This is a genomic window from Tardiphaga sp. (assembly GCF_028290495.1).
Lineage (GTDB): Bacteria > Pseudomonadota > Alphaproteobacteria > Rhizobiales > Xanthobacteraceae > Tardiphaga.
Genome location: NZ_JAQGJT010000027.1, coordinates 19611 through 36475, shown reverse-complemented (window position 1 = coordinate 36475; position 16865 = coordinate 19611). Strand labels below are relative to the sequence as shown.

At 62.0% G+C, this 16865-nt stretch carries 16 protein-coding genes; 3 read left to right on the top strand and 13 right to left on the bottom strand.

Annotated elements, in window-relative coordinates:
* Positions 1 to 19: 19 nt before the first annotated feature.
* Positions 20 to 1060: an oligopeptide/dipeptide ABC transporter ATP-binding protein gene (locus JWQ24_RS05320; RefSeq protein ID WP_299805294.1), complete on the bottom strand. Its 1041-nt coding sequence runs from the start codon at positions 1058 to 1060 to the stop codon at positions 20 to 22.
* Positions 1060 to 2109: an ABC transporter ATP-binding protein gene (locus JWQ24_RS05315; protein ID WP_299805291.1), complete on the bottom strand. Its 1050-nt coding sequence runs from the start codon at positions 2107 to 2109 to the stop codon at positions 1060 to 1062. The genes JWQ24_RS05320 and JWQ24_RS05315 overlap by 1 nt, the downstream gene beginning before the upstream one ends.
* Before the next feature lie 329 nt (positions 2110 to 2438).
* Here JWQ24_RS05315 and JWQ24_RS05310 point away from each other — a divergent pair, with 329 nt between their 5' ends.
* Entirely contained in the window at positions 2439 to 3227 is a 789-nt protein-coding gene (locus JWQ24_RS05310; protein ID WP_299805288.1) for a GntR family transcriptional regulator, read from the top strand.
* 503 nt (positions 3228 to 3730) lie between these two features.
* Positions 3731 to 4072 (top strand): hypothetical protein, encoded by a 342-nt coding sequence (locus tag JWQ24_RS05305; RefSeq protein WP_299805286.1) that lies wholly within the window; start codon positions 3731 to 3733, stop codon positions 4070 to 4072.
* A 443-nt stretch (positions 4073 to 4515) separates the two neighbouring features.
* Here the strand turns inward: JWQ24_RS05305 and JWQ24_RS05300 are convergent, their stop codons facing one another.
* From JWQ24_RS05300 to JWQ24_RS05270, 7 genes are all read right to left on the bottom strand, one after another.
* Positions 4516 to 5205: a cyclase family protein gene (locus tag JWQ24_RS05300; RefSeq protein WP_299805278.1), complete on the bottom strand. Its 690-nt coding sequence runs from the start codon at positions 5203 to 5205 to the stop codon at positions 4516 to 4518.
* A gap of 135 nt (positions 5206 to 5340) precedes the next feature.
* Positions 5341 to 5787 (bottom strand): amidohydrolase family protein, encoded by a 447-nt coding sequence (locus JWQ24_RS05295; protein ID WP_299805276.1) that lies wholly within the window; start codon positions 5785 to 5787, stop codon positions 5341 to 5343.
* A gap of 6 nt (positions 5788 to 5793) precedes the next feature.
* Complete coding sequence (locus JWQ24_RS05290; RefSeq protein WP_299805274.1) at positions 5794 to 7998, bottom strand: molybdopterin cofactor-binding domain-containing protein; 2205 nt, start codon at positions 7996 to 7998, stop codon at positions 5794 to 5796.
* Positions 7995 to 8489: a (2Fe-2S)-binding protein gene (locus tag JWQ24_RS05285; RefSeq protein WP_299805272.1), complete on the bottom strand. Its 495-nt coding sequence runs from the start codon at positions 8487 to 8489 to the stop codon at positions 7995 to 7997. Before JWQ24_RS05285 ends, JWQ24_RS05290 begins: the two co-directional genes overlap by 4 nt.
* Positions 8486 to 9871: a cytochrome c gene (locus JWQ24_RS05280; RefSeq protein ID WP_299805270.1), complete on the bottom strand. Its 1386-nt coding sequence runs from the start codon at positions 9869 to 9871 to the stop codon at positions 8486 to 8488. The genes JWQ24_RS05285 and JWQ24_RS05280 overlap by 4 nt, the downstream gene beginning before the upstream one ends.
* Before the next feature lie 102 nt (positions 9872 to 9973).
* Positions 9974 to 10513, bottom strand: coding sequence for a hypothetical protein (locus tag JWQ24_RS05275; RefSeq protein ID WP_299805267.1), 540 nt, complete (start codon positions 10511 to 10513; stop codon positions 9974 to 9976).
* 11 nt (positions 10514 to 10524) lie between these two features.
* The gene (locus JWQ24_RS05270) at positions 10525 to 11967 is read right to left on the bottom strand and encodes a hypothetical protein (protein ID WP_299805261.1); all 1443 of its coding nucleotides are present in this window, start codon (positions 11965 to 11967) and stop codon (positions 10525 to 10527) included.
* Positions 11968 to 12125: 158 nt separating this feature from the next.
* Here JWQ24_RS05270 and JWQ24_RS05265 point away from each other — a divergent pair, with 158 nt between their 5' ends.
* Positions 12126 to 12530, top strand: a complete 405-nt coding sequence (locus tag JWQ24_RS05265) for a cupin domain-containing protein (RefSeq protein ID WP_299805258.1) — start codon at positions 12126 to 12128, stop codon at positions 12528 to 12530.
* A gap of 29 nt (positions 12531 to 12559) precedes the next feature.
* On the opposite strand, the gene JWQ24_RS05260 is transcribed toward JWQ24_RS05265, so the two are convergent.
* Genes JWQ24_RS05260 through JWQ24_RS05245 form a run of 4 tightly spaced genes read right to left on the bottom strand, consistent with a single transcriptional unit; the run spans position 12560 to position 16826 of the window.
* Positions 12560 to 13528, bottom strand: a complete 969-nt coding sequence (locus JWQ24_RS05260) for a tripartite tricarboxylate transporter substrate binding protein (protein ID WP_299805255.1) — start codon at positions 13526 to 13528, stop codon at positions 12560 to 12562.
* 2 nt (positions 13529 to 13530) lie between these two features.
* The gene (locus JWQ24_RS05255) at positions 13531 to 14607 is read right to left on the bottom strand and encodes an Ldh family oxidoreductase (RefSeq protein ID WP_299805253.1); all 1077 of its coding nucleotides are present in this window, start codon (positions 14605 to 14607) and stop codon (positions 13531 to 13533) included.
* A 29-nt stretch (positions 14608 to 14636) separates the two neighbouring features.
* Entirely contained in the window at positions 14637 to 15803 is a 1167-nt protein-coding gene (locus JWQ24_RS05250) for an enolase C-terminal domain-like protein (RefSeq protein WP_299805251.1), read from the bottom strand.
* Positions 15804 to 15818: 15 nt separating this feature from the next.
* Positions 15819 to 16826, bottom strand: coding sequence for a tripartite tricarboxylate transporter substrate binding protein (locus tag JWQ24_RS05245; RefSeq protein WP_299805249.1), 1008 nt, complete (start codon positions 16824 to 16826; stop codon positions 15819 to 15821).
* Between the last annotated feature and the right edge of the window lie 39 nt (positions 16827 to 16865).

The window sequence follows — 16865 nt, the reverse complement described above, 5'->3', positions numbered from 1 at the left end:
GTTGAATCTCCTCCCCATTTTATGATGCGCGTTGCGCTTTTTGATTGTTGGGCGGCGGCCCGTCGGCTGTTGCAAAGTGGCAGGCCACGCGATGTCCCGGCTTCACCTCACGCCAGGCCGGCACTTCCTCCGCACATCGCGGCTGCACCGATGGACAGCGCGTGCGGAAACGACAACCCGAAGGCGGCGCAACGGGGCTCGGAATCTCACCTTCGAGAATGATGCGACGATCGACGCGCATACTCGACGGCAGCGGGATTGGCTCAGCGGACAGCAAAGCCCGCGTATAGGGATGCAGCGGCCGCTCCACGACATCCTCGGCCGAGCCGAGTTCCATCAGCTTGCCGAGATAGGTGACAGCGATACGGTCCGAGATATGCGAGACCACAGCGATATCGTGGGTGATGAACACATAGGTCAGGCCGAATTCGCGCTGCAGATCGGCGAACAGGTTGAGCACGTCGCCGCGAATGGAAACGTCGAGTGCAGCGACGACCTCGTCGCAAACAATAACCTTTGGCCGCAGCGTCAGCACGCGCGCGATATTGACGCGCTGCTTCTGGCCACCTGACAACTGATGCGGATATCGATCGGCGGCTTCCGGGGCGAGACCGACCCGTTCCAGCACCTCGATGCCGCGACGACGGCGCGAGGCGTGATCACCGTCGCGCATGATTTCGAGTGGCTCGACCACGCTGTCGATGATCGTCATGCGCGGATTGAGCGCTGCGTTCGGATCCTGAAAGATGATCTGGTAGTCGCGGCGGTGTTTGCGGAACGCACCGGTGCCGAGCGTCGCCGGGTCGGTGCCGTCATGCAGGATTTTCCCGTGCGTCGGCAGCAGCAGCGACACCAGCGCGCGCCCGAGCGTGGTCTTGCCGGAGCCGGACTCGCCGATAACACCGAACGTCTCTCCGGCGCGAACCTCGAAATCCATTCCGTCGATGGCCTTGACCGTGTCGCGGCCATCCCGGGTCGGAAACAGGATGCGCAAGTCACGCACCGCAAGTATCCCGGGGGTATCGCTGGCAACCATGTTTTCGTGCGCGGGCGACGACATCAGTTCACCGCTCCCGGGAGTTCGATATCAGGAGCGCGCCAGCAGCGCGCCACGCGGCCATCGGCGAGGTCAAGCAATGGCTGCTCCTGCTCGCAGCCGGCAATAGCGTGCGGACAGCGTGATCGAAACCGACAACCAGCCGGCATGGCGTTAGGCGACGGCACACGGCCGGGAATCGAGGCGAGCACGCCACGGCGCTTGCTCAGCCCCGGCAGCGAACGCAACAGCCCCGACGTATAGGGATGTCGCGGCCGCATCAGCACGTCGTCCACCGGCGCATCCTCGACGACCTCGCCCGCATACATCGTGATCATGCGCGTGCAGGTCTCGGCGACGACACCCAAATCATGGGTGATGAAGATCAACGCCGTTCCCGTCCGTTCGCTCAGCGAGCGCAGCAGATCCGTGATCTGGGCCTGCACGGTAACGTCGAGCGCTGTGGTGGGCTCGTCGGCAACCAGGAGCTTCGGCTTGCAGATCAATGCCATGGCGATCATCACGCGCTGGAGCATGCCCCCCGACATCTGGTGCGGATATTCGTCGCAGCGCCGCTCCGGCGCGGGGATGCCGACTTCGCGCAGCGCTGCAATCGCGCGTTCGCGCCCTTCCGCCCGGCTGACCGGGAAATGCGTGCTGTAGGCTTCGCTGATCTGATCGCCGACGGTGAAAACCGGATCCAGCGCGCTCATCGGTTCCTGAAAGATCATCGCTATGTCGCGGCCACGCACCGCGCGCATTCGGCGCGGCGACAGCTTGGCGAGGTTGATGCCATTAAACAGGATATCGCCCTCGATCCGAGCGGATTCCGGTGGCAGCAAGCGCAGCAGCGAGAGGCCGGTGACGGTCTTGCCGCAGCCGCTCTCGCCGACCAGGCCGACGCGCTCGCCGGGGGCGATTGAAAAGCTCACATTCCGGGTGATCGGCAGCGCACCTCGTGCCGTCGCAAAGGACAGTGAGAGATTGCGCACCTCAAGCAGCGGCGCGGTCGACAGTTGCGCTGCATAGGCAGCCGCCGGCGCCTGAGTGGAAGTTTCGATGAGGCTCGTCATTGCGGTACGTCAGGCCGTTGTCGTGCGGCGCCAAAGGCGCGGCAAGCCCGGCGCAGTCGTACGCCTTGGCCCGCGCGGCCGATAACCGCCACTCCGCTCAACAAGCGGCATGCCGGTGGAACGCACGCCGGGACTGACGTCCTCTCCATCTTCATCTCCCTCGCGATCCCGATCTTGCGCCGGAAACGTCCATCACAGCCCGGCTTTTGCCGGTACCGTGACGGTGCCCGATGAAATGCCAGCTACTGTCAATTGTCAACAATAGACTTCTACGCTAGACAGGGACTACATGACGCGGCAGCAGACACATCGACGACAGGGAGGGAGTCATGGCAGCGACACTTCGCAAGCCATTGACGAGCAACGAGGACGATCAGACACGGAGGTTTGCGCCCCGCACGCTTCCCGATCAGGTGGCTGAAGAACTCGGTGCCGAGATCGTGTCCGGCCGGCGCAAGGCTGGCGAGCGACTGGTCGAACTGGATCTGGCGCGCGACTTCGGCGTCAGCCGAGGACCTATCCGCGAAGCGATCCGCATTCTCGAGCGCCGTCGTCTCGTCGATGTACGCCCGCGCCGCGGCGCCTATATCCGGCCGTTGTCGCTGAAATCGGTTGCCGACCTGTTCAATGTCCGCGCCGCGCTATCAATGCTGGCGGTGCGGACGATGGCGACATCGCCGGTCGAAAGTTACGTCGATACGCTTGCGCGCCGTTGCGATGAGTTGAAGGCGATGGTCGAGGTCAATGATCCCGTCGCCTTCGCCCATACGACGACACGCGCAGTGAAAACGATCTCGCGCGGCTCGGGAAACGAGTTGCTGGTTGAACTCCTCACCGACCTCGCCAATCAAACGGTGTGGGAAACCATCTGGAAAACGCCGCTGGACTATCAGACGCGCGACATCCGTAGCCTCAGTGCCGACCTGATGGCATCGACCTTAAAAGCTATCAGGCAGCGCAAGCCGAACGCCGCCGTGACCCATCTCAGCCAACTCCTGGAAGGCGACCGCGATCGCGCGCTGGCCACACTTTCGCTACTCCGGGGAGAAGCGTTCGACCTCAGCGCGATCTCGCCCATCGACGGACGCGAGCTCAGACTGGAAGAAGCCGGCAGGTGACACCGAGATTCGACATCGAACATTGAGATTTTTACGAAGCGGGCCGAACGTGGATTGAGGCGCGCAAGAATCGAAAGACCGACTAACTTCCGGCGACGTCCTGGATCCGCGCCCGGTAGAGGTCGCATTTGGTATCGACGCCGTGGACGATCAAGGGCTCACCGATGATGTCGCCGACCTTCATTCGCGGATTGAGCGAGCCGTAGAGGTGGAGATTCGTCAGATTTGCGTTTCCGCAATATGTTTCCGCAATATCTTGTCTCGAAATACTAGAAACCCTTCAGCTAACGTTTAATCTTGACAGAGAAACGCTCGCTGCGCCCGCTCATAATTTTGAAGAAGCGAAGAAAGGACAGGGAGGTTTTCTGAATGTGAGAACTGTAGCATTCGATTTGAGTTACAACACTCTCCAAGAGCCAACACCTGCAACGTTGGCGTTGGGACTCCTGATCAAGACTTGCTATGCTTTGAGGGATCGTTTTGCGCGAAAGCAAACCAGACCAATGAGCCCTGTATATTTCGACCTTTTTCTTTTTTGCCTATTCAATGTAGCAAAGGGCAGCGGAGCAAAAACGGCGTTGCCGACGAAAGAAGCGGTAGGCCGTCACGGATCTGGAAAAAACAAACTTTTCAGATTCGTTCGCGAGGCGCAGGTGGTGGCGGAAGAAATTGCCCGAGTTTCCTTAGATAGGACCACCATCACCTCACAGGAACGAGAAGTGACGCTCGCTTCGTTTAAGAACTACCGCTTATTAGAAGATTCACAGCTTCGCTTGAGGCCAGACAATATTCGAGCGCGGAAAGGTTGCGGGATTGGCGGAATTCGCAGCCATAGCCACCACTGACCTGGGGTCGACTCCGGGTCGGTCAAAACGGCGACGCCCCCCAAGCAAAAGCGGTAAGCCATTGTAATTGCTGGCTGGGGCGGGAGTGATGCTCGCACCGTTCTCCCGCCAAATTCCCTGCAAACAGGGAATTTTAAAGGGAAGTTCGCGAATTTAAGGTTTATCTTGCCGCGACGGCGCGAGCGCGCCCTTTGTTTTAAGCATTTTCGAGCATTTCCCTATCCCAGCTAACAGGGAAATTAACTGGAAGAACAGGGACGGCTGAATAAGCATCAGGGATTGCTCGCGACAAATCCGAAAGTCCAGAAATCGATGCTTTATCTTAGACGCGAGCTCGCGCAGCTAGCGCGATCGATTTGCGTTATTAGCGGTCATCGATCGCCTTCGCTGCTGCCAAGTGACTTTGGGCTATGGGCAGGCTCGTGCGTAACAAACTGCGCTTCTCATTTTAGATCGAACACAGCCACGGCACGTATTGGAGAGGCTGTGCCGTTACGCCATTTCATCGGCAGTCCAATGAAGGTGAATTGGCCTTCGCCCAGCAAAGCTTCAAGATTGCACAGGCTCTCGATATGAGTGATGTCGAGATCCAGGCAGGCCTTGTGGACCAGCAAGTTCACGTCGCTCATCGGGCCCGGTCGCATCGAGTCGATGCCGAAATGCACAACTCCCCGTTCGGCGAGCCATTCAGTCGCAGCAACGTTCACGCCGGAGTTATCCGTTGCATATTCTTTGCCAGGAAATGTTCGTTCGTGATATCCGATGCAGAGCAGTACAGTTCCGCCGTTAGGGACGTCAACGCCACTCTTCTCCACTGCGGATTGCAAATCTGATGGTGTAATTTCTGCCCACGGAAGGATGTGGCGCAGGTAGATGCAGATTCCTGGCACGATACATTTCGTCAACGGATATTCATTGATCGGAATTCCGCCTTTCCCAAAATGACTCGGCGCATCGATATGCGTCCCAGCATGATCCGGCATCGAAATGAACATCGATGAAAGTCCGTAAACACCTCCGGAATCGGAAAACGAATCCTCATGGCTCTTCCAGACACCGTGGATGACGGGCGGATGTCCTGGATATGTCGGGATCCGGTGATGGAGCTCGCGGCTAAGATCGACGATCTTCATGTAGTATAACCTCTGAAACGGAACTAAGACGTTTGACTTCCGAATAGCAATTCAGAATTGCGTCCTTCTGACAGAAATACTATTTAACAGGCATCCACACGCGAAGGGCGAGCTCAATGTATTGAGCGCGTGTATCTAGATCCGGTACAAACGCGCCGCCGTATTGTAGAGCACGTCGCGCTGCTCCGCTTCCGATAGCTCCTCGATCGCCTTCCTAAAGGTTCTGTATAGAGATGTATAATCGGTCCAAAGCTTCTCGATTGGGCAGTTGCTTCCGAACAGACAACGATCCGAACCGAATCCGACGGTCTCTTTGATGATTGGGACCACCGTTTCGTAGCGGTAGGAATTTTCGAATGTTCCGAGACCTGACAGCTTGACATTGACATTCCTACAGTCGGCCAGCGCCGACATGCCATCGCACCATTTCCGCCAGCCGTCCGGCGACGTGTCTTCCAGCATGCCAGCGTGTTCCAGCACGAACGTGGTATCGGGAAAGGACCGGGCGAGCCGAGCGCCATTCGCCATCTGGCTGGTAAAGACCTGGAGCTCGAACAGGAACACCCTGGAAACACGTTTCACGCGGTATCACGCATCGATTGCGTCCTTGATGCGTTTTCGCGTGAGCGGCAGGTTTCGCAGCCGTTTGCCGGTGGCGTGGGCGATAGCATTGGCGATCGACGCCGCCGCCGGTCCCTGCCCGGTTTCACCGCTGCCAAGGAAGGGCTGGCCCGGTCGGTTGATGATATGTACCTCGATCTGGTCGGGCACCGCGTTGAAGCGGAGGATCGGATAGGTCTGCCAGTCGATACTAGTGATGCGGGTGTCGTCAAATGTGACGCTCTCGTACAGCGTCCAGCTCATCGATTGCAGGATGGCGCCTTCGATCTGGTTGGCGATCCCGTCTGGATTGACCACCTGCCCGGCATCGACGGCGGCCACCGCACGGATCAGGCGGGGCCGACCGGTGTCGCGATCGACCTCGACCTCCGTCGCGATGGCACAATATGCTGCAAGGTTCTTGTAGCGTGCAAAGGCAAAGCCGTAGCCGTGGTCCTCGGACGGCTTGCGGCCGGGCTGCCAGCCGAACGCCTGCGCGGCCTTCGCTATGACGTCGCGGCCACGCGGATCGTCGAGATGCTTCAACCGAAATTCGACAGGATCAGTCGCCGCGGCCGAAGCAAGTTCGTCCATAAAACTTTCGATCGAGAACACGTTGTGATAGGCGCCGAGTGCGCGCATCGCCGAAACCCGCAGCGGCATCTTCGGGATGAAGTGATGCACCACCTTCGCATTTGGAAACGCGTAGATCGGGATCGCATTGCGATCGCCACCGCCTTCCGGCAACGGCAATGGCTTCGGGGCTGGAACGGCAAAGGGATTTTCCATGTGCTGCGCGGCGAGCAGCGAGCCGGCGCCACCCGGGCGCATCGAATGGGTATTGCTCCAGACTTCGAAGTGCCAGTCGGTGATCTTGCCTTCGGCACCGACCGAGGCTTTTAACCTGGTGAGCATCGCCGGGCCGAACGGCTCCCACGCATGTTCCTGCTCGCGCATCCATTGCAGCCGGACCGGCACGCCCGGCATCGCGCGCGCAATCAGCGCCGCGTCCGCCGCGGCGTCATCGGCGCCGTTATGGCCGTAGCAGCCAGAGCCCTCGACGTGGATCAGACGCACCTTCGCCGGCGGCATCCGCAGCATCTCGGCGATGCCTTGACGGTCGGGATAGACACCCTGGGTATGGGTCCACACCGTCATCGCGCCGTCGACCATCTGTGCGACGGCGCAGGATGGCCCGATCGAGCCGTGCGACTGATAAGGCCGCGAATAGCTTGCCTGCAGCGTGACCGGTGCCAAGCCCGGCGTTCCGTGCTGCAATATCGTGCTGTCCTGAGATCCCAATTTCAGCAGGACATTGGCGAGATCGTCCTGGTCCGGGAGACCGGCCCTCTCCTGCCACGTGGTCGCGGCCGACAGCGCCATCATCGCCTTGACTGCCTGGAATTCCTTGTCCGCCACCACCGCGAGGAAATTGCCGTCGCGGACGACTTTCACGACGCCTGGCAACTTTTCGATAGCGGCGATGTCACAGGTCATCATGCGGGCGCCGTAGCTCGGCGGCCGAACGACGCGCGCATGCTTCATGCCTGGCAGCCGGATATCTTGAACATAGGCTGCACCACCGGCGAGCTTGCCTGGAATATCGACGCGCGGCACCGGCTTGCCGATGATTGTGTAGCTTGCCGGATCCTTCAAGGGCGAGGTCGGCTGCGCCTGCACATGCAGCCCTGCACCGATCAGGTCGCCATAGCCAAGACGCGTGCCGTCAGGCGCGATCACGGCGCCGCTCTCGGTGCGAAGATTTTCGACCGGCACCCCGACGCGGCGTCCCGCTTCGTCCAGCAGCAGCGCGCGCATCTGCGCGGCGGCGTGCTGCACGGCGGTGCCGCTGTCATCCATGGAATGGCTGCCCGAGGTGTAACCTTCATTGGCGGTGCGCCCGGTATCGGCGGTGACCAAAGATAGCGACGCGAAGGGGACGTCGAGCTGCTCGGCGGCGATCTGCAGGACGGCAGTCCTCAATCCCTGCCCCAACTCTGCCTTGCCCGTGAACACGGTGATGTTGCCGCCGGCGTCGATGCTGATCCATGAATCGAGGAACGGCGCGACCCTGAGGCTGCCCGGCAGCTTCGCCGGCTGTTCCTGCGCGACCGAGGGACGCAGCGAGAAGCTGACGACGAGCGCGCCACTACCAGCCAGCATTTGACGGCGGTTGAGATCGATCGGATTCATCGCACGCTCTCCTGTCCGTCCGAGGCATCGGCGCTCTGCATCAGCTTCGCCGCGCGGTGCACGGCGCGCAGGATGCGCATGTGGGTGCCGCAGCGGCACAAATGCGATTCAAGCTCGACGCGGATCTGTTCGTCGGTCGGCCGGGCATTGCGCTGCAGCAGCGCCTGCGCGCGCATCACCATGCCAGCGATGCAGAAGCCGCATTGCGCCGCCTGCTCTTCGATGAACGCGCGCTGGATCGGCGCTGGATCGGCGATGGTGCCGAGCCCTTCCAGCGTCGTTACCTTCTTGCCTTCGAGCAGCAGTACCGGCGTCACGCAGGACAAAACCGCTTTGCCGTCGACGATCACAGTGCAGGCTCCGCATTGACCGAGCCCGCAGCCGAATTTCGCGGCATTGAGCGCAAGGTCTTCGCGCAGCACATAGAGCAGCGGCGTGTCGGGGTCGGCATTGAGACGATGATCGCGACCGTTGACCGTCAATGTGATCATGGCTTTTCTCGCTGCTGGGGGGCGGCCGGCGTATTTTTCGCACCCGCCGTGGTCTGCACGTAGGTCAGTTGGGAGCCGCGGGCGTCGCGCACAAGCCGGTCGAGGCCGTCCCACACAGGCTGGTCGGAAAACCGCGCACGCAGATATTGCAGCAGGGCGACAATCTGTCCGTCATCCATGCTGGACGCGAAACCCGGCATAATCGGGCTGCGTTCGTCCGCCGCCGGCTTCAGGCCGATCAGAATCGTGTTGGTGACGTTGCGGGCATCAGACGCGCTGACGCCCGTCGAGAGAAGAAGATTCACGCCGCCATAGGGCAACGGACGCCCGGCCTCGTGACAGCCGGCGCATGCCGCCTGATAGATGGCAGCACCCGCGGGATGCGCGGCCTGAGCCTGCGGGGCCCGGTCCGGCTGGGCGGATTTTGCAGGATCAATCCGCGCCATCGCTTCATTGCCACGCTGCTGGCGATCCGGCGTCGGTGCGCCGGCGACGCCAGCCATATAAGTCGCGATCGCGCGGACATCCTCTTCGGGGACCGATGAGAGATTGCTGACCACCTGTGCCATTGGGCCGCGCGCCACGCCGTGCTGCGGATGCGACCCGGTGCGCAGATAGGTGAACAGGGCCTCTGCCGTCCAAGGCACCGGCGACTTCGAGGTATCGTTGAGCGGATAGGCCCGCCAGTCATCGACATCGCCGCCGGCGAATTGCGCCGATGCCCGCTCGGCGCCGAGCGCGTTGCGCGGCGTATGACAGGAGCCGCAATGCGCGAGCCCTTCGACCAGATAGGCGCCCCGATTCCACTGCGCGCTCTGCTTCGGATCTGGCTTCAGCGGAGCGTTATGCAAGAACAACAATTTCCAGCCAACGATCACCGGGCGCAGGTTGAGCGGGAAAACAAGTTGATTGGCCGGCGCCGGCGCCTGCACCGGCGTGCGCGTCATCAGGTAGGCATAGAGCGCGCGGTTGTCGTCTTCCGACACTTTGGTGAAGTGGTCATAAGGAAAGGTCGGATAGAGGTGGGCCCCATCGCGGCTAACGCCGGAGCGCATCGCCCGTACGAAAGCCTGCTCCGACCATCGGCCGATCCCGGTTTCCGGGTCCGGCGTGATATTCGCGGAGAAGATTGTGCCGAACGGCGTCGGCACCTGCAGGCCACCGGCGAAGACCTTGCCGCCGCGCGCCATGTGACAGTCGTTGCAATTTCCGAGCGACGCCAGTTCGCGGCCGCGTTTGACGAGGGCGGGATCGAAGGAGTCGCGCGGCGGCGTTGCGATCGCCGAAACCGGCGGCCGCCACGCCACCGCGATCGCGCCGGCGGCGACGATGCCGACGACCACCAGCGCGCTGACGATCCTCTTCCTGATCCGGGACGCCATTTCCACTCCGATCTCTTGCCGCACCTCCCCCCGTCAGCGGAAGTGCCTTTTCATTCCGCGCATCAACGCGCAAGGGCGAGTCAGGATGCCTGCTCCGCGCTTCTATCCGCCCCGCATCGCAGACATGATCCAGCCCTTGGTCTTTTGCGACGCCAGGTGATCCAGCGCCTCGCGCTGCAGTTCCAGCGGACTGGCTCGACCTTGTACCACCGCAACCATCAGATCGCATTTCCGGGAGACGACCATGCCGACCCCCTGTCGCTGCGACCCGTCGCCAAACTGGTAGTGCCGTATCCGGCCGGTCATGTCGGCGATCCGCACCACCTCGCCGGCCTGAAGCGCGCGAAACCGCGGGCTGATCAGATCGAGGTCGGCCACGCGGTCGACCTCATCATCGTCGGCGACACCGCTGTCGCAATTACAGAAACCGATCTTGGGTCGGACATACAGTTCCATCTCGGTGCCACAGGACGCGGCCGGACAGCGGTACGCACGGCCCGGCGGCCATCCATCGCGCGGGAACGGCCAGGCAATATCCTGCCAGCCCTCCCCGCGCGCCGGCCCGGTGACATAGGCCGCAATGCCGGGAGGTGTGATCAACCCCAGCAGCACGACGCCCATCACCGTCAGCCTTCGCGCCATGGCTTCGAGGCCTATTTCAATCCCGCCGCGTCCCGCGCGGCGCCGGTCAGTTCGAGAACGTGGAGGCCGGTGTTGGCGCGATCGACAATGTAGATATAGCCGCGCTCATCGGTCTCGACATTGTTGGTCTGAATGGCAACCCGACAGCGGTCCTTGCCGTCGATGGTCACACAGCGCTTGTCGGTCGCCGCGGTAATCGAAGGGATGAAATAGCCGACCTCCTTCGGATGGTACGGATCACGAATGTCGAGCGCTCGCACGCCGGCATTGAAGAATGAAATGAAGGCCATCTTCTTGTAATAGACCGGCGCCATGCTTTCATTCGAGGAGTGCGATCCGAACCTGCCGCCACGCTCGCAGAACGATCCGCTGGCCTCCGGCACCGTGTAGCTCGAGATCATCATCGGGCGGTTCTCCACGGTGACGTCGGCAAACCAGACCATCTGTCGCGGCTCGGCGCATTCGTTGAGGATAGCCTCGTCGACGATCATCACGATATCGCGGCTCTTGCCGTCCTTGTCCTTTGCGAATTCGTCGATCGGCATCTGCAGCATTGGAAATGTCGTATGTGCGCCATTGAACGCCGACATCGACATTCTTGCAATTTCCGGAAAGCGCAGATTGTCGGGCGTCGGCTCCTTCGGCCCGTTAAGGAGCTTGTCACGATCGACGATCTGCAGGAATCCGCCTTTGTTGGTGCCGTAGCCAAAGTAGACGCGGTTGCCTTGCGGACCTGCCGAAATCGGGCCATGGGCTTCGGTAGGAATCGCGCCGGTGGCGCCGGGCTCCTGACCGGGCAGACCGAAGTCACGGATCTTGACGGGATGCGCGGGATCGCTGAGGTCGTAGACCTGCGTCATGCGCCGTGTCCGCCAATCGGGCGCACCCGAGACCAGAAAGGCAATGCCGGTATCGCATTCCCACCAATTCTTGTGAGTATCTTTCAGGCCATCGATTCGCGTGATCAGGACCGGATTGGCGGGATCGGCGACATTCCAGATCTCATGCGCTTCGCTACCGAAGGTGCGGAGCATGTAGACCGCCGCCTTGTCCCCTTTCGGCAGCGCCTTGCCGTCGCAGACACGCACCATCTGCGCGCCGCCGCCCTCGTATTTGCCTTCCTGTCCCGGGATGTGTCGCAGATATTTTGGCTGCGCGGGGTCGGCGACATCCACAATCGACGTGCCGTTCGGCTCGGCCTTACCGGTCTGCGGATTGACCGGAGCAGGTATCTCGTCGCTGCCGCCGTGATGACCGATATAGGCGATCCAGCGATCGCCCTGGTGGTGGATGGTCGGCTGATACGCGCTACGCGCCTGCAGGTCGTTCATCCCCACGAGTTTCATGTTGGACGCCTCCGGCGGCGCGCCTATTACCTGTTGCTGCGCGTGGAGCGGCGCTAGGCCGAAGATGGCCGTCAAAAAAATGGCGGCGAGTGGCCGGACGATTTTCATTTTTCTTCTCCGTTATATCGTCGGATGTCGTGGACGGTTCGTTGTGGTGGACATCAAAACGTCCCGCAGGGTAGTTTCGAACACTGCAATGAGATCCTCATTGCGGAAGGCGGCTCGATCGTATGACCGGCCATCCGTGAACAGAATAGGAAACGCCGATGACCAGGCCTGAAGGCCGCGTTCTGCGACCTAGCGAAATCAAACCGCACGAGCGCGGCGGCGGCGCCCGCACCACGCCGCTGGTAACGCGCGGCATCGGCTCGACCAGCATGCTCAACGGCATCACCGAATTCGGTCCCGGCGCCGCGATTCCGTTGCACACGCATAACTGCGAGGAGAGCGTGCTGGTGCTCGAGGGCAATGCCATCGCCGAACTCGACGGCGTCCAGCATCGCATGGGCGCCGCCGACACGACATGGGTTCCCGCCGACGTCCCGCATCGCTTCATCAACGCGTCCGACACCCGGCCGCTGCGGATTTTCTGGACCTACGCTTCGGTCGATGCGACGCGCACCATCGTCGCCACCGGAGAGACACGCTCCGTCGATTCCGAGCGGACCTAATCCGCCAAGGCGCATTTGAAATTTCGGGCTCATTTGCCGGCAATCCCCAACTCGCCAATGAGCTTGGCGTATTTGGCCAGTTGATTGCGCGTCAGCACACGCAATTCTTCGGCCGAACTGCCGCGCACGACCAGGCCCTGTTCGTCGAGCCTGCGACGCGTTTCAGGATCGGCCAGAGCCTTGCGCACCTCGGCGTTCAATCGCGCGACAATGTCCTTCGGCGTGCCGGCTGGCGCCAAAATCGCGAACCAGGAATTGAACAGAAAACCCGGCAGTCCGGACTCGGAGATCGTAGGCACGTCGGGATATTGCGCCAGTCGCTTTTCCGTGGTCACACCGATCAGCTTGACCTGACCGCCCGCGACGAGCCCCGTCACGGTGCCCAGCCCTTGGAAGGCCACGGGGATCTGCCCGGCGACCACGTCGGACGCGGCCTGTGTCGCCCCGCGATACGGGACGTGGGTCAGCGAAATGCCCGCATTGGCCGCGAACATCGCCATCGCCAGATGCTGCGGACTGCCGATACCGCCCGAGCCATAGTCGATTTTTCCGGGGGCCGCCTTCGCCGCCGCGATCAGATCGTCCGCCGTCTTGAAGCCGGACTTCTCGTTGGCGATCAGTCCCCACTCCACCGTCGCAACCAGCGAGACCGGCTCGAAATCCTTGACGATGTCCCACCGCAAACCGGATTGTAGCGCCGGCACCATAGTCATGATGCTGTCGTTGAAGCCGCCGATCGTGTAGCCATCCGGCGCCGCGCGCGCGACCTGTTCAGCGCCGATCGTACCGGATGCGCCGGGCTGGTTCAGGATCACGAAGTGCTGACCCATGTTCTCCGACATCTTCTGGGTCACAATGCGCGCCGCGACATCGACGGCGCTCGCGGCCGCCAGCGGAATGATCATCTTGATCGGCCGGTCGGGATACGGCGTTTCGGCAACGGCCGAACCGGCAGCGATACAAACCGCGAGCACGGAGATCAACGAGCAAGAGCGCATACTTAAATCTCCTGGATGAGGCACGCGATGCCGAGTTCGGCGGCTAGTTTGTCCAAGCCCCGCATCAGCGCCGGCGCGATCGGAATGCCGTCGCGGCGGCGACGCTCCCGGGTCTCATGGCTGCGCTCGCCGGGAACGTAGATGCGATCGACGCCGGGCATCCGGCTGCTGTTGCGCAGGTCGCCGATCAGCCTGTCGACGCTCGATTTGAAGACATCGACATCGCCGAACGCCGCCACGTTGATGACGGCGATGGCCTGTCCGGTATTGGTCACGCTGTCGTCATCGCGGTTGAAGTCGATCACGTCACGGCCCATCGCGGCGCCGCCCAACGTTCCCGCCAGCAGGCCGATGATCAGCGCCAAGCCATAGCCTTTGTAGCCCGCCTCCATGCCGCCGAGCGGCAGCAGCATGCCCTCGTCGGCGCGCTTCGGATCGGTAAGCGGTTGGCCGTTGCGATCGATCATCCAGCCTTCCGGCATGGTCTCGCCGCGCAGCGCTTTGGTCTTGACCTTGCCGTAGGCTGCCACGGTCGTCGCCATGTCGAGGACGATCGCGCGCTCCTTTCCCGCTGGAACGGCCGCAGCGACCGGATTGGTCGACAGCAGCATGTCGAGACCGCCCCAGGGCGGCAGGTGGTTGGCGTTGCCGACGGCGAAGTACAGACCGATCATGTCGTGCGCCAACGGCATGCTGGCATACAGCGATGCCGGCCCGGCGTGATTGCTGAACTGCGAGTTGACCCACGCGATGCCGGTGTTGCGCGCCTTCTCGATCGCCATTTCCGCGGCGCGCTTCATCACCAGATGGCCCATGCCGTTGTCGCCGTCGATCAGCGCCGTACCGGGATGGTCGCGCACCACCTTGATGTCCGGTCTGACATTGAACCCGCCGGCCTTGATGCGCCGCGCATATTGCGGCAGACGGGTGACGCCGTGTCCGTCCGAGCCCTGCAGGTCGGCCTCTGCCATCAGCGCTGCGACGGTGAACGCGTCCGCGGGCGGCAGCCCAAGCACGGTCAGCGCCTCGCGGATGAAGGCTGTCAGTCGATCCAGTTGAACGGTTTGTTCAGACGGCATGATAGCTCCCAGGAAAGGTTGCGCATCGGCTACCCATCGGCCAGCTCCCGCATAATGGCGTACAGCGCGGGTTGCGCCTCGAAGCCGATCCCGGCGTGATCCGGCAACGCTATCTCGCCATCGCGCACATCCATACCGTCGGCGAAGCCACCGAAGGCCGCGAACACGCCGGGATAGGATTCGCAACCGCCAAGACCCAATCCCGCCACCAGCGCGAACGACATCATGTTGCCGCCGTGGGGGAAGATCCGCGCGCGCGCGCCGCCGAGCGCTTCGACGCGCTCGATCATTTTGACATAGGCGCCGACGCCATAGGCCTGCGGCGGATCGACCTGCAGGATGTCGCGGTCGCGCCGGAAGCCGCCGAAGCTGAACAGATTTTCAACGTCCTGCTGGCAGAACAGGTTTTCGCCAGTAGCGAGCGCAGGTCGGTAGGTTTTGGCCATTGTGGCGAAAGCGCGGTAGTCGAGCGGCGCGCAAGGTTCTTCGAACCAGCGTAGCCCGTAGGGAGCCAGCGCTTCGGCATATTCATGCATTCGGGAGATCGACAGCGCTGCGTTGGCATCGACGGCGAGGTGGTCCGCGCCGGCCATCAATGCAATGGCCGTATCGATGCGTGCCAGATCGTCCTTGACCGCGACACCGCCGACCTTGATCTTGATATGCTTGTAGCCTGCCTGTAGGTGACGCTTCACCTCATCCGACAGCGCCGCGAGATCGCCCTCGGGGCGGTACCAGCCACCCCCGACGTAACATGGAACAGTCGACCGCGATGTGCCACCGCAGAAGCGCTCGGCGAGCACGTGCCAGAGCGGCCGGTCAAGTACCTTGGCCAGCGCATCCCACACCGCCGTCTCGATGGTGCCGATCGGCACCGATCGTTCGGCGTCGCCGCCGGGCTTCTCGCGCAGCATCATGCGCTTCCGGACTTTTTCAGGATCGATCAGGCCGACCTCGTCGAGCAGATCATCCGGCGCAGCGGAAAGGATGCGCGGCACGAACCGCGCCCGCATCGCGGCGCCGCAGGCGTAGCGGCCGGTGGAATTGAACGCGTAGCCGACCACCGGGCGCCCATGGCGCATCACGTCCGTCACCACGGCAACGACCGACGTGGTCATTTCCGAGAAGTCGAAGGCAGCGTTGCGCATCGTCGACGCGACGGGAACGGCCTTCTCGAAGATGCCGGTGATACGCATGAAGATTCCAATCGATCAGACGGGCTGGATGCCGGCGTTCACGATGACCTTCTTCCACTTCGGTACCTCGTCGGTGATGCGCCTCTGCATACCTTCGGGGCCGTTGGCGATCACCTCGAAGCCATTGTTGCGAAGCTGGTCGGCGATCTTTGGTATTTTGAGGACCTCGATCGACTTCGATCCCAACAGCTTGACGATCTCCGGTGGCGTCTTTGCCGGCGCCAGGAAACCCTGAAACGTGTCGGCAATGAAGTCCTTGAAACCTAGCTCCACCATCGTGGGCACGTCCGGCAGGTCGAACCAGCGGTTCGCGCCGGTCACGGCCAGCGGCTTCAGCGCGCCGCTGACAATATGCGGATGCGATGGCGGCAGCGACGCACAGCAGACCTGGACGGTGCCGGCAAGGATGGCCTGGATCGCCGGACCGGCCCCGCCAAACGGCACGTGCACCATCTGGATATTGCTAGCGATCTTTAGAAGTTCGGCCGACAGATGCGGTGTCGTGCCGGTGCCGGGGCTCGCATAATTCAGGAGATTGGGCTCCGCCTTGGCGCGCGCTACGAGTTCGGCGATGGAATTGATGCCCATCTTGGGGTCAACCAGAAAAACGTTGGGCGATGTCCCGAGCTCGGCGACTGGTACGAAGTCCTTGTACGGATCGTACGGAATTTTCGCGTACAGGCTGGGATTGACGACGTAGGCGCTGGACGTGATCAGCAGCGTGTAGCCGTCCGGATCGGCATTTGCCGCCGCGCCGATGCCGATATTGCCGCCGGCGCCGGGCCGGTTATCGACGATGATATTGCCGCCGATTGCCTCTCCGAGATGCTGGGCGACGATCCGGCCCATGATGTCGGTCGGGCCGCCGGGCGCGAATGGCACGATGATCTTGATCGGACGGGTGGGATAGTTCGCGGCCTTGGCTTCTTTGGCCCAAAGGCCGATGGCGGCGGTGCCGAAAGTGAAAGCTGCCGCGCGCAACATGGCGCGACGCGACAGAATAGCGTTGCTATTCTTCAACATGGCGTTCTCCCTGAAGCGATGCGTTTGCACCGCGTTTAT

Excerpts from the sequence above, each read along its gene's own strand:
- JWQ24_RS05260 (WP_299805255.1), bottom strand. The coding sequence starts at position 13,528 with ATGCGCTCTTGCTCGTTGATCTCCGTGCTCGCGGTTTGTATCGCTGCC.
- JWQ24_RS05270 (WP_299805261.1), bottom strand. The coding sequence starts at position 11,967 with ATGAAAATCGTCCGGCCACTCGCCGCCATTTTTTTGACGGCCATCTTC.
- JWQ24_RS05285 (WP_299805272.1), bottom strand. The coding sequence starts at position 8,489 with ATGATCACATTGACGGTCAACGGTCGCGATCATCGTCTCAATGCCGAC.
- JWQ24_RS05315 (WP_299805291.1), bottom strand. The coding sequence starts at position 2,109 with ATGACGAGCCTCATCGAAACTTCCACTCAGGCGCCGGCGGCTGCCTAT.
- JWQ24_RS05255 (WP_299805253.1), bottom strand. The coding sequence starts at position 14,607 with ATGCCGTCTGAACAAACCGTTCAACTGGATCGACTGACAGCCTTCATC.
- JWQ24_RS05250 (WP_299805251.1), bottom strand. The coding sequence starts at position 15,803 with ATGCGTATCACCGGCATCTTCGAGAAGGCCGTTCCCGTCGCGTCGACG.
- JWQ24_RS05275 (WP_299805267.1), bottom strand. The coding sequence starts at position 10,513 with ATGGCGCGAAGGCTGACGGTGATGGGCGTCGTGCTGCTGGGGTTGATC.
- JWQ24_RS05305 (WP_299805286.1), top strand. The coding sequence starts at position 3,731 with ATGAGCCCTGTATATTTCGACCTTTTTCTTTTTTGCCTATTCAATGTA.
- JWQ24_RS05245 (WP_299805249.1), bottom strand. The coding sequence starts at position 16,826 with ATGTTGAAGAATAGCAACGCTATTCTGTCGCGTCGCGCCATGTTGCGC.
- JWQ24_RS05290 (WP_299805274.1), bottom strand. The coding sequence starts at position 7,998 with ATGAATCCGATCGATCTCAACCGCCGTCAAATGCTGGCTGGTAGTGGC.
- JWQ24_RS05265 (WP_299805258.1), top strand. The coding sequence starts at position 12,126 with ATGACCAGGCCTGAAGGCCGCGTTCTGCGACCTAGCGAAATCAAACCG.
- JWQ24_RS05300 (WP_299805278.1), bottom strand. The coding sequence starts at position 5,205 with ATGAAGATCGTCGATCTTAGCCGCGAGCTCCATCACCGGATCCCGACA.
- JWQ24_RS05310 (WP_299805288.1), top strand. The coding sequence starts at position 2,439 with ATGGCAGCGACACTTCGCAAGCCATTGACGAGCAACGAGGACGATCAG.
- JWQ24_RS05280 (WP_299805270.1), bottom strand. The coding sequence starts at position 9,871 with ATGGCGTCCCGGATCAGGAAGAGGATCGTCAGCGCGCTGGTGGTCGTC.
- JWQ24_RS05320 (WP_299805294.1), bottom strand. The coding sequence starts at position 1,060 with ATGTCGTCGCCCGCGCACGAAAACATGGTTGCCAGCGATACCCCCGGG.